7 protein-coding genes and 3 pseudogenes are annotated in these 14,791 nt (G+C 58.4%); 4 read left to right on the top strand and 6 right to left on the bottom strand.

The features are described 5' to 3' along the window. Positions 1 to 30 precede the first annotated feature (30 nt). Both P3C50_RS16345 and arcC read left to right on the top strand, forming a co-directional pair. Complete coding sequence (locus P3C50_RS16345) at positions 31 to 1,041, top strand: ornithine carbamoyltransferase (RefSeq protein ID WP_038664468.1); 1,011 nt, start codon at positions 31 to 33, stop codon at positions 1,039 to 1,041. An 89-nt stretch (positions 1,042 to 1,130) separates the two neighbouring features. Beyond that, positions 1,131 to 2,057 carry a carbamate kinase gene (gene arcC / locus P3C50_RS16340; protein WP_038664471.1) on the top strand — a complete coding sequence of 309 codons (927 nt, stop codon included), beginning with the start codon at positions 1,131 to 1,133 and terminating at the stop codon, positions 2,055 to 2,057. Positions 2,058 to 2,179: 122 nt separating this feature from the next. On the opposite strand, the pseudogene P3C50_RS16335 reads toward arcC, so the two are convergent. Continuing rightward, a pseudogene (locus P3C50_RS16335) lies at positions 2,180 to 2,486 on the bottom strand (DUF3363 domain-containing protein); the annotation flags it as partial. A gap of 570 nt (positions 2,487 to 3,056) precedes the next feature. Between P3C50_RS16335 and istA the strand changes: the two are divergent. Then, a pseudogene (gene istA, locus P3C50_RS16330) lies at positions 3,057 to 4,040 on the top strand (IS21 family transposase); the annotation flags it as partial. On the opposite strand, the pseudogene P3C50_RS16325 reads toward istA, so the two are convergent. Then, positions 4,039 to 4,805, bottom strand: a pseudogene (locus tag P3C50_RS16325) (IS3 family transposase); the annotation flags it as partial. The pseudogenes istA and P3C50_RS16325 overlap by 2 nt on opposite strands. Before the next feature lie 23 nt (positions 4,806 to 4,828). Between P3C50_RS16325 and P3C50_RS16320 the strand changes: the two are divergent. Beyond that, a complete protein-coding gene (locus tag P3C50_RS16320; protein ID WP_051605121.1) occupies positions 4,829 to 5,608 on the top strand; it encodes a site-specific integrase in 780 nt (259 codons plus the stop codon). Between the two features lie 21 nt (positions 5,609 to 5,629). Here P3C50_RS16320 and P3C50_RS16315 read toward each other — a convergent pair whose 3' ends face one another. From P3C50_RS16315 to P3C50_RS16300, 4 genes are read right to left on the bottom strand one after another with little or no spacing between them, the layout of a single operon-like run. Next, positions 5,630 to 7,450 (bottom strand): hypothetical protein, encoded by a 1,821-nt coding sequence (locus P3C50_RS16315; RefSeq protein WP_230585268.1) that lies wholly within the window; start codon positions 7,448 to 7,450, stop codon positions 5,630 to 5,632. Then, a complete protein-coding gene (locus tag P3C50_RS16310; protein WP_038664477.1) occupies positions 7,450 to 9,921 on the bottom strand; it encodes an AAA family ATPase in 2,472 nt (823 codons plus the stop codon). Before P3C50_RS16310 ends, P3C50_RS16315 begins: the two co-directional genes overlap by 1 nt. Continuing rightward, positions 9,921 to 11,411: a hypothetical protein gene (locus P3C50_RS16305; RefSeq protein WP_038666039.1), complete on the bottom strand. Its 1,491-nt coding sequence runs from the start codon at positions 11,409 to 11,411 to the stop codon at positions 9,921 to 9,923. The genes P3C50_RS16310 and P3C50_RS16305 overlap by 1 nt, the downstream gene beginning before the upstream one ends. Then, on the bottom strand, positions 11,395 to 14,790 hold the full coding sequence (locus P3C50_RS16300) for a DEAD/DEAH box helicase (RefSeq protein ID WP_038664480.1): 3,396 nt from the start codon (positions 14,788 to 14,790) through the stop codon (positions 11,395 to 11,397). The genes P3C50_RS16305 and P3C50_RS16300 overlap by 17 nt, the downstream gene beginning before the upstream one ends. Position 14,791 lies beyond the last annotated feature (1 nt).

The following is a 14,791-nucleotide window of genomic DNA, read 5'->3' as shown; positions in this document are numbered from 1 at the left end:
CAGTTGCCCTTGCCAACGGAGCGAAATCTCATGGCTTTCAACATGCACAACCGCAACCTGCTCAGCCTGATGCACCACAGCACCCGTGAGCTGCGTTACCTGCTCGACCTGTCGCGCGACCTCAAGCGCGCCAAGTACACCGGCACCGAGCAGCAGCACCTGAGCCGCAAGAACATCGCGCTGATCTTCGAGAAGACCTCGACCCGCACCCGCTGCGCCTTCGAGGTGGCCGCCTACGACCAGGGCGCCAACGTCACCTACATCGACCCCGGCTCCTCGCAGATCGGTCACAAGGAGTCGATGAAGGACACCGCTCGCGTGCTCGGACGCATGTACGACGCCATCGAGTATCGCGGCTTCAAGCAGGAGATTGTCGAGGAACTGGCCACCTACGCCGGCGTGCCGGTGTTCAACGGTCTGACCGACGAGTACCACCCCACGCAGATGCTCGCCGACGTGCTGACCATGCGCGAGCACAGCGACAAGCCGCTGCACGACATCGCCTACGCCTACCTCGGCGATGCGCGCAACAACATGGGCAACTCGCTGCTGCTGATCGGCGCCAAGCTCGGCATGGACGTGCGCATCGCCGCGCCCAAGGCGCTGTGGCCGAGCGCCGAACATGTCGCCGCCTGCAAGAAATTCGCCGAGGAAAGCGGCGCCCGCCTGCTGCTCACTGAAGACCCGAAGGAAGCGGTCAAGGGCGTCGACTTCGTCCACACCGACGTCTGGGTGTCGATGGGCGAGCCGGTGGAAGCCTGGGGTGAACGCATCCAGGAACTGCTGCCGTACCAAGTCAACGCCGAAATCATGAAGGCCGCCGGCAACCCGCGGGTGAAGTTCATGCACTGCCTGCCGGCCTTCCACAACAGCGAAACCAAGGTCGGCAAGCAGATCGCCGAACAGTATCCGCACCTGAAGAACGGCATCGAAGTGACCGAGGACGTCTTCGAGTCGCCATGGAACATCGCCTTCGAGCAGGCGGAAAACCGCATGCACACCATCAAGGCGATTCTGGTCGCGACCCTGGCCGACATCTAAACCGTAGCCCGGATGCAATCCGGGGCAATCGCCCCCTCGCCATCCCCGGATTGCATCCGGGCTACGAACGAGAACAAGGAGCAACCATCATGCGACTCGTCATCGCCCTGGGCGGCAACGCCCTGCTTCGTCGCGGCGAAGCCATGACCGCGGAAAACCAGCGTGAAAATGTACGTATCGCCTGTGAGCAGATAGCCAAGGTTGCAGGCGGAAACGAGCTGGTGATCGCTCACGGCAACGGCCCACAAGTCGGCCTGCTGGCCCTGCAGGGCAATGCCTTCGACGCCGCCAATCCTTACCCGCTGGATGTACTCGGCGCCGAAACTGAAGGCATGATCGGCTACATGATCGAGCAGGAGCTGGGCAACCTGCTGCCGTTCGAGGTGCCCTTCGCCACCATCCTCACCCAGGTCGAAGTGGACAGCGCCGATCCAGCGTTCAAGAAACCAACCAAACCTATAGGCCCGGTCTACGCCAAGGAAGAAGCCGAACGCCTGGCCGCCGAGAAAGGCTGGAGCATCGCCCCGGACGGTGACAAGTTCCGCCGCGTCGTGGCCAGCCCACGGCCACAACGCATCTTCGAAATTCGCCCGATCAAATGGCTGCTGGAAAAAGGCAGCGTGGTGATCTGCGCCGGTGGCGGCGGTATTCCCACCATGTACGACGGCAACAAATTGCATGGCGTGGAGGCGGTGATCGACAAGGATCTGTGCTCGTCACTGCTCGCCGAACAGCTCAACGCCGACCTGCTGGTAATCGCCACCGACGTCGACGCCACCTATATCGACTGGGGCAAGCCGACGCAGAAATCCATCGCCGAAGCTCACCCCGACGAGCTGGACAAACTCGGCTTTGCCGCCGGCTCCATGGGGCCGAAGGTGCAAGCCGCCTGCGAGTTCGCCCGCAACACTGGCAGCACGGCGGTGATCGGCTCGCTGGAAAATATCGAGGCCATCGTCCAGGGCAAATCCGGTACCCGGATCAGCCTGGATTACAGCGCCATCGCCTATCGCTGAAGGAGAGATGCCAACATGTTCGAGCCCGGCCATCTGCATCGCGATAACTTGGACAAACTCGAGACAATCTAGAGGGCTACGAGGTTCACTTGGTTTTCACCAGTATGCTTCGACTCTACATCTCAGCCTTGCGACCGACTAATCTCCCAGAACACTCTGCCATGGCGCATGGGTCACTGCAATTTGCTGCCCGAGTCGTTGTTCGATGATGGGGTTCACGGCATTAGGCTGAATCCCTTACCGTCATCGAGCACGGCGTAACGTCCACTGGCGAGCAGACGCTACGCCGTAGATGCCTATCACGCGCCGATCATCAAGGATTGGTCGGTGCTCTAACCCCGTTTCGGCGGCGATCTCGAGAGCGAACTGGGTTCGCTCTCGATTGCGCAACGTCGCCTGCAGGTTACGCGTCAGGATTACACGACGACCTTGAACTGCTCAGGCGTCTCAGCGCGCGAAGATCTTCTGGAACCCAAATGCCACCAGTGCCCCACCGGCCCAACCGTTCATAGCCCGATACGCAGGTAGCCATCACGAAAGGCCAACGTGCCGAAAATCCAAACGAGCCCGATTTGCCAACCTAGGAGTAGCACTCTAGTCAGCAGGAGAGTGATCGGGTAGAACCAGAGCGGAAAGGCGGCCGGGAATATGGCGGCGAAAGAGCTAGAAGTCGCGCTGACTTCAAAACTGAGCAGCAGCTACCGAAAACAACGCAAGATTCGCTTCCCGGTTTGAGACAACTCATTCGGGACGCTCCGTCGGGCCGCAGAATCGAAGTCCAAAGGAACAGCTGGTTCATAGCCTCTCACTAGGTATAGTGCGGATTCCACGGTCATCTGGCCACCCATTCCATAAGCATCTGACCACCGATTCCACGGTGATCCGGCCACTGATTCCACGGCCATCCGGCCACTCAACCGGGCAGGCAGTAACGCAGGATTTCTTCACTACCATCGACCTCTTTTTCGAAGCAGAGAGGTCGTCGTGGAGCGTTTATCCATGCGTAAGATTCGCGAAGTACTTCGTCTCAAGTTCGAGGTCGGGCTATCGGCTCGCCAGATTGCAGTCAGTGTGCAGGTCGGTCGTGTCACCGTCGGCGATTACCTCAACCGCTTTGCCGCCAGCGGTCTAGCCTGGCCCTGTTCGTTGTCCGATTCCGAACTGGAGCAGCAGCTGTTCCCGCCACCGCCGGCGGTACCCTCCGAACAACGACCGCTGCCTGATTGGTCTTGGGTGCATGCCGAGCTGCGTCGCCCCGGCGTGACCCTGGCGCTGCTCTGGCAGGAGTACCGCCTGAACCAGCCGCAGGGTTTTCAGTACAGCTGGTTCTGCGAGCACTACCGGGCCTGGCAGGGCAAGCTGGACGTGGTGATGCGCCAGGAGCATCGCGTCGGCGAGAAGTTGTTCGTCGACTACGCCGGGCAGACGGTGCCGGTTATCGACCGCCACAGCGGCGAGATCCGCCGGGCGCAGGTGTTAGTCGCGGTGCTTGGCGCGTCCAGCTACACCTTCGCCGAAGCCACCTGGTCGCAGCAGCTGCCGGACTGGCTAGGCTCGCATACCCGTTGCTTCGCCTTCCTCGGCGGCGTGCCGGAGATCGTGGTGCCGGACAACCTGCGCAGCGCGGTAAGCAAGGCCCATCGTTACGAGCCGGACATCAACCCCAGCTACCGCGACCTTGCCGAGCACTACGGAGTGGCGGTGGTGCCGGCGCGGGCGCGTAAGCCGCGCGACAAGGCCAAGGCCGAAGTCGGCGTGCAGGTGGTCGAGCGCTGGATCCTCGCGGCCCTGCGCAACCGTCAGTTCTTCTCCTTGGATGAACTCAACAGCGCCATCTCCGTGTTGCTGGAGCGGCTCAATCGCCGCCCGTTTCGCAAGCTGCCGGGCTCCCGGCACTCGGCCTTCGAGGCTCTGGATCGTCTGGCGCTGCGCCCCTTGCCGGTGCAACCCTACGTCTACGCCGAGTGGAAGAAGGCGCGGGTGGCTTCATCGACCAGCCAATCACTTGGCGCGAAAACAGATCCAGTACCACCACCAAGTACAACCAACCCTCATAGGTGCGGATGTAAGTGATGTCGGTGACCCAGACCTTGTTCGGTTCACTGACGTTGAACTTCCGCTCCAGACGGTTGGGCGAGGCCACAGTCGGCTTGCCACCATAGTACCCGGGGCGCCGACGATAACCGGTCTGCGAGCGCAGTCCCTCTCCCCGCATCAGGCGAGCCACGCGGTGCCGGCCACAAGACTCGCCCAGCTCACGCAGGTCGTCGTGGATCTTGCGGTAGCCGTAGACCTCGCCGCTTTCCAACCAGGCATGCTTGATCAATCCGAGCAGACGCTGATCCTCCTTGGCGCGTGCAGATTTCGGCTCGGCCAGCCAGGCGTAGTAACCGCTGGGATGTACCTGGAGGGTCTGGCAGAGGCGCCGCACCGGGTACTCCACCGACAGCTTGCTGATAACGGCGTACTTCAGCCGGACTCCTTGGCAAAGTACGCGGCGGCCTTTTTTAGGATGTCTCGCTCTTCGGTCACTCGCTTGAGTTCAGCGCGCAAACGACGCAGTTCGGCTTGCTGATCATCTACCTGCTGCCGCTGTACTTGGGGCTTGCTGTAGCGCTTTACCCAGGCGTACAGGCTATGCGCGGACACACCTAGACGCTCTGCCACATCGGCAACACGCAAGCCGCGCTCAGTGATGTGCTTGACCGCTTCGATCTTGAATTCTTCGGGGTAACGCTGGTTGCTCATGGCACCTCCTGATAGGCCTCATTATGAGGCTTGGAGGTGTCTACGAAACTAGGGGCGATTCACACCAAGCGGCCAAAGCCATCAAGCAGCTTGTCAACCCAGTGACAGCGCAAGGTTCAACACTTCCCAAGAAACCCAAACTCAAGCAAATCCGCTCGATCACTGAAGAAGACTACAGAGAGCTTCAGGAGCATCTGTTAGCGCGTGAATTCATGGACGAGGCCTGGTCGCTCGTACTTGCCTATTACTTGGGGGTACGCCCCTGTGAGATGCGCTCGATCACGGTGACAGGCAATCACGTTCATATCATTGGCGGCAAAAAAAATGCTCCGCAGGATAGGGGCGCCGACAGAACACTGGTCATTGACGACCCTGCCGTGCTCCAGGTTGTGGCTGGCGCCGCGAAATGGATGCGTATCTGCCCTCGCACTAATACAGCTATTCGGGATCGCCTGCGCAAGGAGTGCCGTGCTCTGTGGCCACGGCGCAAACAGCAGCCGACCCTGAAAAGCTTCAGGCACCAGATTGGTTCGAACCTGAAAGCGTCAGGTGAAAGCGATGAAGCTCTCGCCTACATGATGGGGCACCAATCCATTGAATCCATCAGCGTCTATGGGAACCGTCGATCTGGGGCTGGTCACAAATTGCATATCAGACCTGCACAGGACGCTGACTTGTCAAAAGTTCGCCACCCCAAACAGCCTGCTGTTTTTGGTCGAGAACGAGTGGTCGGCCGTATCGAGGCGCCACAGCGCCTGACAAACCGACGAACAACTGCACACCCTGTCGCAAATGAACGTTAGCGTTAGCGGCCGGGTATCATCTCAGGCGCCAGCCATCTGCCTAATCGTAAATGCCCTTCGTCCAACCACCGTAAACCCAGTGGACTCCGGTATTGACTGTTCAAAAACACGCCCGGTCTGCTCCAAGCGCAGATAGCGCGTTGCGCACTTTTTATCCAAACAGTTGGCTTTGAACCCTAAAGGGCTTTGGAAAACCAGCGGAGCCCTGCCAGAGCACACCGGGCACTTTTCCAAAGCAAGAATCGCCTGGTTGTGACCTTCCAGGGCTGACGCTTGCGCAGTGGAGTTAGAGGCAACCAATGCCTCCTTGAGCGCCGTCACTGCCTCCCCGGCCAAGGCCTCAGTAACAATCAGTTCATTTTGCTCTGAATTAACCTGAACCCCCGCAACCTGCTTTGCCTGTTCCAGCACTTTTTGCGGGATTTTTTGCAACGGCTGCGCATACGTAATCAGAGCCATTCGGCAAAGCACCTGGTCAACCAGCAAGCCAAAGCGCTCCGTGCAATACATGTCCGTGGGAGACAGCGGTATCCACTGCTCCGGGCAATAAGCCGCATCAATCTCCTGCCCCATTGCCGGCCAGGCGATAAACCGCTCCTTGCTCTGTGGGGTCACCTCAGGAGCAGGCGCATCACTCAACCAAGGCACAATGGTAAGCAATACCTCCTCTGGCGCTGAAAGGCCAGGAGAACTGCAAAGCAATTGCCACTCCAGCCCACGTTGCCGAAGAAGTATGTGCCTTCCGGCCCAGACACCTTCGTCCTGGCCATTCAGATAAGGCAGCAGTGCCCTCCTCATAACCAGACCGGCGTAACGAGAATAGACAGAAGCAAGAGACTGGTTCTGCCTGAAGCGCTCTGCTGGCGTGGCACGCTTGGCCTGCGCCACCTTCGCCAACTGATCCCACAAGATAGCCAGATGCCGATAATGCTGGTCGTGGCCAAGTATGTTGGTCATATGCAGCGCACCTGTCACTTGCGCCTGCCGACTGACCAACAAATACAGACCACTTTGCTGCAGACCCGTAATCGTCTGGTACAAGCCCTCAAGTTGATTAAGCGTTTTACCAAGCAACGTTGATGCGTTACTGGTTTCCTCTGCGCTGAATGTCATCCCCCACAAGCGACAAATTTCTTCACGCAGACGGTAATCGACATTCTCCGCCTCATAGAAGCGCAGCGCCTGATTCAGCGTCGCCTGCAAGCCACGCAACTCCGCCAGGCGTCCGTGCAAATAGCGTTCAATCTTATCCAGCAAGCGCGCAAAGACACGATTCTCATAGATGCCATAGTCATCTTCGCTGAAGCGGGCCAGTACCTTCTTGGGGATCACGCCACTCAAGGTCTGCCGCTGCCAGCACTCCGAGTGCGAGGCCAGATGCACCAAAGCCCCTTTTGCCAAACGGCGTGCGCGCCCGATATCAGCCACCTCATCCTCATAATGCAGATCAAGGCGCGGACGCTGCGAGATGTGATGCAGATGCCCTTGCTTCACCACATCCAGAAGCTGCTCCTCAAAGGGCTGCAGATGGCTCTTGGCATCAATGATGGAAGCGGGCATCAGGGGGGACATCAAAGGCGCCTGCAGCGCCTCGGCATCAATAGTCGTAATGACCTTGCTCAGCAATTCCGTTGCCGCCGCCAGACTTTTTTGCGACGGCGTAAAAGTGCAAGCCTCATCACCCAACTGGCAGCGCTGGTCCCCATCACTCACCAGCACACCCGTAAATACCGGTGTATGTCCATTGAACGCAGGCCCGTCACCCACAGACTGATAGCGACCGGGCGGAATGAGGGCGGGCAAGTGCCGGCACTGCTCACCAGTAAAACGATCAATCCACATCAGCTACGCCCATCCAGGCGACGAATATCAGCCTCCAACAGCTCCATAGACTTGCGCGGATCACCCGCCAGATCAGCGCTGATCCAGAACTCCTCCAGAGCGCCCTTCAGATTACGCAGCGTCTCGGCAGAAACGTTGTAGCGGCCGGTCACTTTGCCAGGACGCATGATTCTCGTGGCCAGCAAGTGATCGAGCGCCTCCCCCGAAGAGGCCCCGCAGGCCAGCATGACAGGGATGAAATCCAGCGCCTGTTTTTCAAAGCGGTTCCCCCAGCCCAGCTCAAACTGGCTGCCCAACTGTTCGGTGAAGGCATCGCCGGTCAAGTCCTTCAGCAGCTTGACGACCTCCTCCTTGCGCTCAGCACGTGCCTTGCCAAATGCCTTGCGCAAGGAGCGATAAGAGTAGTTGGCCGGCTCAAACGACTTGATCGTGAAGCGCTTATCCTGCTTGGGCAGAGTCATTACATGAGCACGATCATAGGTCTTGTCCGCCAGCTCATTGGTGGTTTCATCATGGTTCGCGGTACCAATAAACCAGACATTGGCTGGCACCCTGATCTTGCGTCCCTCGGCCAGCATCGCAGGTGCATTGGGCAACGACGTTTCCGAGAGGCTGATCAAGCGCTCATCGGGGTTGTTCTTCTCCAGGGCAGAGAGGAACTCGGCAAAGTATTGCTCAGGGCGCGACAGGTTCATCTCGTCCAGCAGGATGATGTTGCAGGTGTCTTCCCAACGCGGGGTCTGCGCTTTGTATAGCGCCTGCAAGCAGTCCTTCTCGTAGAACCGTCGCTCAAAGGCGTTGTAATGACCAAGAAGATCATCCCGATCACGCCAACCGGCCTGCACTGAGATGTCTGTGCAGAAGCCCCCCATTGCTTTGGCAAAAGCCTTGGCAAGACTTGTTTTACCGGTACCACTGATACCCTGGAAGACATGCAGCTGGCTCATGGCCAAACCACCCAGCAGCACGCGGATATCCTCGATCGGATAGAACAGTTCTACATGCTTTTCAGCTTTAGCAATCCGATGCTGTAACTGGGTGGCAAATGTCTCTAGATCAGGCACTTCATCCAGTTCCATACGCGCCCGGTAATCACGCTCACTATCCATCAGCGACATGGCAGGGAATGGCGTCTGGGTCTTCTGCGCACTGGTCAGCTGCTCGATGCGGCTTTCCAGATCATCAATGTGAACGGTAAGGGTATTCTTGTGTTGCTCCAGAACACGTTTCTCACGCGCCACAGCCTCAAGCTCTGTAGCCGCGACACGCTTGTTGCTCAACTCACGACGCAGCTCATCCCGCTCAGGGCGTAGCTCAGCTACTTCTCTTTCAAGATCAGCCTTGCTGTCACGCAGGTAGTCATTATCGCGCTGCAATTGCGCCGTATCCGATTGCTCCAGGCTGCGCTTGAGTTCACGGTTTTCCTGACGCAGCGCTTCCAGTTGCTGCAGGATCTCAGCTCCGGATACTTCGCCCAGGGATTGCTTGAGCTCCTGAATATCGAGCAGCTGCTCCTTGAGTTCATTCGCCTTGCTCCAGGCCCGCTCACGCTGCTCTTCCAGCTTGGCAACAACCTGGTGATGATTCGCCCGCTCGGATGCCATTTCCTCATCCAGACGCTGCTGCAAGGCCTTTTCCTCTGCCTGGATATCCGCCCACTCACGATCCAGGCGGCTACGCGCACGATCTAACTCGACCACTTTCTGCTTGATGTCGTGCTCACGCTGATCAAGCAACCTGACACGTTCAGCCTCTGCCTCCGTGCAACTGAACTTGACCTCCGCCAGCCGCCTTGCTGCCTGGGAAATTTCACCGTCGAGCTGGTGCTTGTCTTCGCGCAACGACTGAAGATCCGCTTCATGCTGACGCACCTGCTGACGTTGTTGCGCCTCCAGCTTACGTAAAGCCGCTTCGTTTTCCGCAACAAAGCCGGCTTGCGCATTGGCCTCTCGCATATTCAGGGAACGCTCGGCCTCCAAATTTTCGGCCATCTTCAGCGCCAATTCCTGCTGAGCCTCAAGCAGCTTGTCCCACTCAGCCTTGAGCTCAGCTTTCTCTGCATCCAGTCCGGAGCGGACGGCCACAAGCGCTTCCTGTTCGGCTACCTGCGCCAGTGCCGCCGCCTCGGCAGTTTCAGCTAGTTTGCTGGCAGCAGCCCACCTCTCGGCATATTCGTCATGCAAACGCTCCTTGAAGCGCACCAACTCCTTGCAGAGCGTGGCGAATTGCTCAATCCAGCGAACCAGATCACTGTCGCCCTCAAAACGCTCGCAGACGCCGCGCAACCACTCACGCTCGACAGAAATATCCAGTGTCATGTCAAAAGACTGATAGGCCTTGGAAGCGTTCTCGAAAGAAGCGCTCCATACATTCACTTGCTGCTCCACTGAAGCACGGGCCATACCGACCGCAGACGGTGCCGCTGCAGGGATTTGCTGTGGACCAAACTTGTTCGAGCTTTTCTTGCCCATTACATCCATTCCTTAAAAAATTCGGTGAAGCCCAGCGCGTACTGGATGTTATCCAGCGTTTCCTCATAGGTGAGGGGGGCGACTTCTCGTCCGGTAAAGCGGCTCTGCGCATGGCTGCTGCGGTTACGCAAATCCGCAAGCAGCAACAGCCTGTCAAGTTGCAGCTCGCGAGCTAACAGCGTCTTGAACGGGTGCCCGGAGTGGTTGAGCGTTCCCATTGCTGCAGCAAACAGCAAAGCCTTCAGGGAGCTGCCTGGCCGAGAGCAAGCCAAAATGATCTGATTGATGTTTTGCCCGGCTAGTTTGCTGATTACCCCGTCGGTAAACGCCGGCAACTGCAAGGCGGATAGCACGCGCGCATTTAGCCCTCGGCCAAGGTTTTTCTGTTTGGGCAGATGGCCTGCTTCAACTGGATATTGGTGAATCAACCACTGCATGAGGACCTCAAGCAGTTTCTGGCACTCCATCACTGCAGCATCCAGTTCCTGCTCACTCTGGTCGCCTTGTTCCAGCTTGTTCATACGCAGTAGCAGGGCTGCCAAATGCCGCTTGATATCCGGTTGCCGCGCCGCCCAGGGGTATTCCGTGAGCACCTGCATATCCGCCTGCTGGCGCATGGCCTGCAGCCACTGCTCAACCGTCTGATCATCCGCACGCGGAACAGAAACCAAAGGCTGCAAATGGTTGAGCAGGTACTTGCTACCCCCCTCAGTCTGCTCCCGCAAAGCATCCTGTAACCACCAGGCGTTGGCTCGCAGCGCAAACGGATCGTCGACTGCCCACAGCTCCAGCCCCTCGTCATCAGGCTTGGCCCAGAGCAGTACCCTTGCAGGCTTGGCGGTATCATCCAGCCGCTGCACCCCAGACAACTTAAGGAATTGCGGGAACTGGCCGCTATCGAGCTGCCGAGCTGCCCGGCAATCATCCCGATAGTCGCGATAAGCTATCGCCAGAGCCTCATGATCCAACGTCGGCAGTGATGACTTGCCCGCCGCCATCACAAACGGCCGGATTGACTTGCCGCTTTTCCGCTCCCCTTTGAATACGGGATAGCGTTGCAGCGGATCTTCGGGCTCGATCGAATCAAGCTGCTCAGCGAAGCGTGGCCAGAACTGACCACTGATAGCATCCTGGAACAGATAACCAGCCTTCAGGTTGTCATCCTCAACAGACTCACCATCCAGCAGTTGCTCGCCTTTTTCAGTCAGCCCACGGGCACTATCAGTCAGCCAGCCGTTACTCACCCCTTGAGCCAGTATCAGCTTGATCAGATTGACATGCAGCCCGGTCAACTCAGCGATTGCCTCCGCTTGCGTCAACTGTGCCCGGATCAACCCCAGCACAGCGCGCTGGAACAGATTCAACTGAGCCTCTTTTGCCTCGGGATAAAGCACGCGATGAACCAGCACCGGCCACAACAAGGGCCTAGCCTCGCCGCGAGGCTTTTCAGCAAACTGCAGATAAGTACCGGTTTCAGCGAATGCAGCCATGCTCACCCCCACACAGCTGATAAAAAGCAGCCAGAGCTGGTACAGCCTCTTGTGCATCCGGGTTACTGGCCAAAGCAGCATCCCCGACACAAATCAGCATCTGCCTTTGCCGGCTCATGGCCACGTTCATGCGGTTTGGCAAACGCAGGAAACCAAACTGACGGTTCAGTTGCAGCTCACGCTCACCCCCCTCGCTGGCAGCAGCTCGCACCGAGCGATTGGGCTGGAAACTGCGCACGCAAGACAGCAGCACCACATCGAACTCCTTGCCCTGGAAGGCGTCCACCGAGCCAACCCGCAAGCGTTCCTCTGCAACCACGCTTCCATCTGCCTGCACCTTGCGGGTCAACTTGAACTGCTCATGCGGCTCGTAGCCCCCCTCGCGCTTTACCATCAAGGGAGTACCGTCGATTTTCTGCTGAGCGAGCTTCTCCATGATCAGATCGCGCTGTGCCGCGTAGAAAGTAATGATGCCAACAGACAACGCCTCACCGCCGGCCTGCATCAGCTTTACCACTTCGTCAGCAATGCGCTGCGCCTCAATCTCTCGAACCCGGCTAGTTCCCCGGCGCTGATCACGCCCCTGCACCGCCGGCACATCAATCCACTGACAAACATGGCCGCGGTAGGACTCCGCCAGCGGCCCCAGCCTGGAAAGCAGCTCCTGGCTGAATACAAACGCATCTGCCGGCCTGCCGGAATGCAGAACCCCCAGGTTTTCACATTCGTAGAAGTGCTTACTGACAAAGTTGCCCAAGACCGGATGCATGCGGAACTGGGTATCAAGCATCACCACACGGCGAATCGAATCCTGCTTTTCCAAATCCTGTAGCTTGACCCGCATACGCTCGAAAAGACTGGATCGGAAAGCCGCCAGTTGCAGTTCGGTCAGTTCATGCTCCTCCTGCAACTGCCCCTCGATATCCGGCTCAAGCATGTGCGGGAGCTGGCGGTCATCGCCCACCAGAACAATCCGCCGCTTGGCCATGGACATCGGAATAAACAGATCCAATGGATTGGCCCGTGCTGCCTCGTCGATGACAACCGTATCGAACTCGATATCCGAGTTGGAGCTAGTGGATACCTCTTTCAACATTTCCATCTGCTTGCCCGCAGCCTGCTGGCAGGTTGCACCGACCACCATCGAATACTCATTGACCACAGCCCGCGCAGCGGAACGATCGGACTCCAGACTATCGACCAGTTGCTCCAAGACCCATGCAACCCCCTGCTTGCGCTTGGCCATGCGGTCTTCCAGATAGCGATCCACCTCATCAAGCAGCGCTAGGCCATCAGGGTCTACCTGGCGTTTCAGCGCAGCCGGCCGGTAATCCGGCAAGTGCTGATCAAGCAACAGATCCTTCCAGATCTTCAGAGCCTGAAGGGTCGCCGGCTCAACGTGCGAGCTGTCGGCAAGTTCTTCCAGCAGGCGCAGCAGCTCCGGGGCCACACCTTTTTCATGGCGCTTGAGCCAGCTCAGCAGATCCCAGGCACGCTCGCCGCCATCATCGGTAAAGGCAGCAACCTCGACACGCAGAGCACGGATACGCCTGAGCAGCTGAGAGGGAGGCAGACCTCCCGCAGCTGTAGCCGGCGCTTGACCGGCAAGCGTATCGATATACTCCTCGAACTGACTTTCAAGCCGGGGCGGCAATGCCAGGCCGCTTTGCTCCAGTTCACGCAAGTCATGCAAAAGGCGCTGGAACTCATCCGCCTGCTGTGCAGGGCCGGTACTCGCTACCCGGGCAAGGGCCAACCTCGCGGAAATGGCCCGCAACTGCTCAAGCTCAGGGAAGCGGCTGTATTCCTGCGCAATCTTGCGGTGCAAATGAGCCGCCTGGCGTTCCAGCCAAGGCTCAATCAAAGCCGCCTGATCACTCTCGCCGTGCTTGCCGCCCACCCGCGCGCCAGGTAAGCCGAATACATCGCTACGCTCCAGTGCATTGTCGACGGCATCATGCTGAAAACTGCTGACCAGTACCTGCGCCGCAATATTCTGCTTCTCCGCTCGCTCACCCAGACAACGCTGCAATGCTGCAATAACCTGGGTTTTACCGGTACCAGGAGGGCCGATGATGATTGCCAGATCAGGGGTATTGAGCGCGCAATCCAGCGCCAGCGCCTGCTTCTCGGTCGGCTTGCCACCCTTGAAAGACTCCAGCACGTATGGGGTCAGCCCGCTGATCGGGCGTCGTCGCGCAGCAGGAACCGCAACCCCTTCCAGCAGCCATTTCAATTGCGGCAGCCGCTTGCCCGAGTCAATCGACTGCTTGGCTGCCAAGCGACGCTTACCCATCGAACGTTGGCCGGCAAGAGACAGATACAACCAGCCCTCCCCCGCTTTCGGTCGGATGTTGGTCTTACCCGCCGCCTGTTTGAAAATCACGCAATCTGGCTCGAAGCGAATAGTCCCCCGCGGAGCATTGGCAGTCCTTTGAGCCTTCTCGGATGAAAGCTCTTCCAGCCAGTCCGGGCGCTGATCGCCCAGATCAAACTGATCATTGCTGCTCAGCTCCAGATCGCGCCAGCGCTCGCGGAACGCCTGATACTGCTCCTGCGACTTGGGAATCAGACGCCAGGCATTGCCACGCCCCTCCTGAAAGCCGTGGCACTCGGCGTAAGCCAGAGAACCCAAACTTTCTGCCTGCTCTAAAGCTCTTTGCCACTCTTTATCGTTGTAAAGATTCCAGAGTTCGAGATAGCTGGCGTTGTCACGCAGCGCCGCACTCAGCAGAGCCTGCTGACTGGCGCTGCCGAGCGCAGCCGCAACAGAGGCATCCTTAAATTCAAATTGGCCAAGCAGGATGGAGAATGCACCATCACGATGGGTATGACGGTTAACACGCTTGAGCAGAAAACTGCCATCCTGGCGCTGCTCGACATCGGCACGCCAGCCATTACCCAGCAACTGAAAACCGCCCTTGCTAGCGGTGTTGCTGAAACGAGCAACCGTCAGCCAGTCCCCCTCGGCCAGACCCTTCACCACAAAGTGCTCGACAAACCAGCGACAGGCCAGTTCAACAGTGCTGCCGGCAATTTCGCGCTTGGCGTGCAAATCCTCAGCAAGCAGCTCATCAACACCCAGTTCAAGCTGCATTGCCGTTACTTCAACCGGTGCGCAGTATTGCACCAGCAGCTCGTTTTTCTTCGTACCGGTCAGCAACCAGCGGGTCTGATCACGCAGGGCCAGACGGCCAAATATTTCGGCATCGGCCTTGGCACAATTGACGCGGATGCGCACATCTCCCTGTACCGCCAGCCAGTCATCTTGATAGCGCTGCAGGAAAATAGCCTGCCCGTCCTGCAAGGCATCCACAGACTCATCTGTAGAAAGCGCCAGCACATCGGCTGACAGCATGGGGAAATCTTTAAATTCCATT

The sequence above is a fragment of the Pseudomonas sp. Marseille-Q0931 genome (genome assembly GCF_940789645.1).
GTDB lineage: Bacteria > Pseudomonadota > Gammaproteobacteria > Pseudomonadales > Pseudomonadaceae > Aquipseudomonas.
Note: the sequence above shows the minus strand (reverse complement) of the source record. Positions and strands in the feature narration are given on the sequence as shown.

Excerpts from the sequence above, each read along its gene's own strand:
- P3C50_RS16345 (WP_038664468.1), top strand. The coding sequence starts at position 31 with ATGGCTTTCAACATGCACAACCGCAACCTGCTCAGCCTGATGCACCAC.
- arcC (WP_038664471.1), top strand. The coding sequence starts at position 1,131 with ATGCGACTCGTCATCGCCCTGGGCGGCAACGCCCTGCTTCGTCGCGGC.
- P3C50_RS16320 (WP_051605121.1), top strand. The coding sequence starts at position 4,829 with ATGAGGCTTGGAGGTGTCTACGAAACTAGGGGCGATTCACACCAAGCG.
- P3C50_RS16315 (WP_230585268.1), bottom strand. The coding sequence starts at position 7,450 with ATGTGGATTGATCGTTTTACTGGTGAGCAGTGCCGGCACTTGCCCGCC.
- P3C50_RS16310 (WP_038664477.1), bottom strand. The coding sequence starts at position 9,921 with ATGGGCAAGAAAAGCTCGAACAAGTTTGGTCCACAGCAAATCCCTGCA.
- P3C50_RS16305 (WP_038666039.1), bottom strand. The coding sequence starts at position 11,411 with ATGGCTGCATTCGCTGAAACCGGTACTTATCTGCAGTTTGCTGAAAAG.
- P3C50_RS16300 (WP_038664480.1), bottom strand. The coding sequence starts at position 14,790 with ATGGAATTTAAAGATTTCCCCATGCTGTCAGCCGATGTGCTGGCGCTT.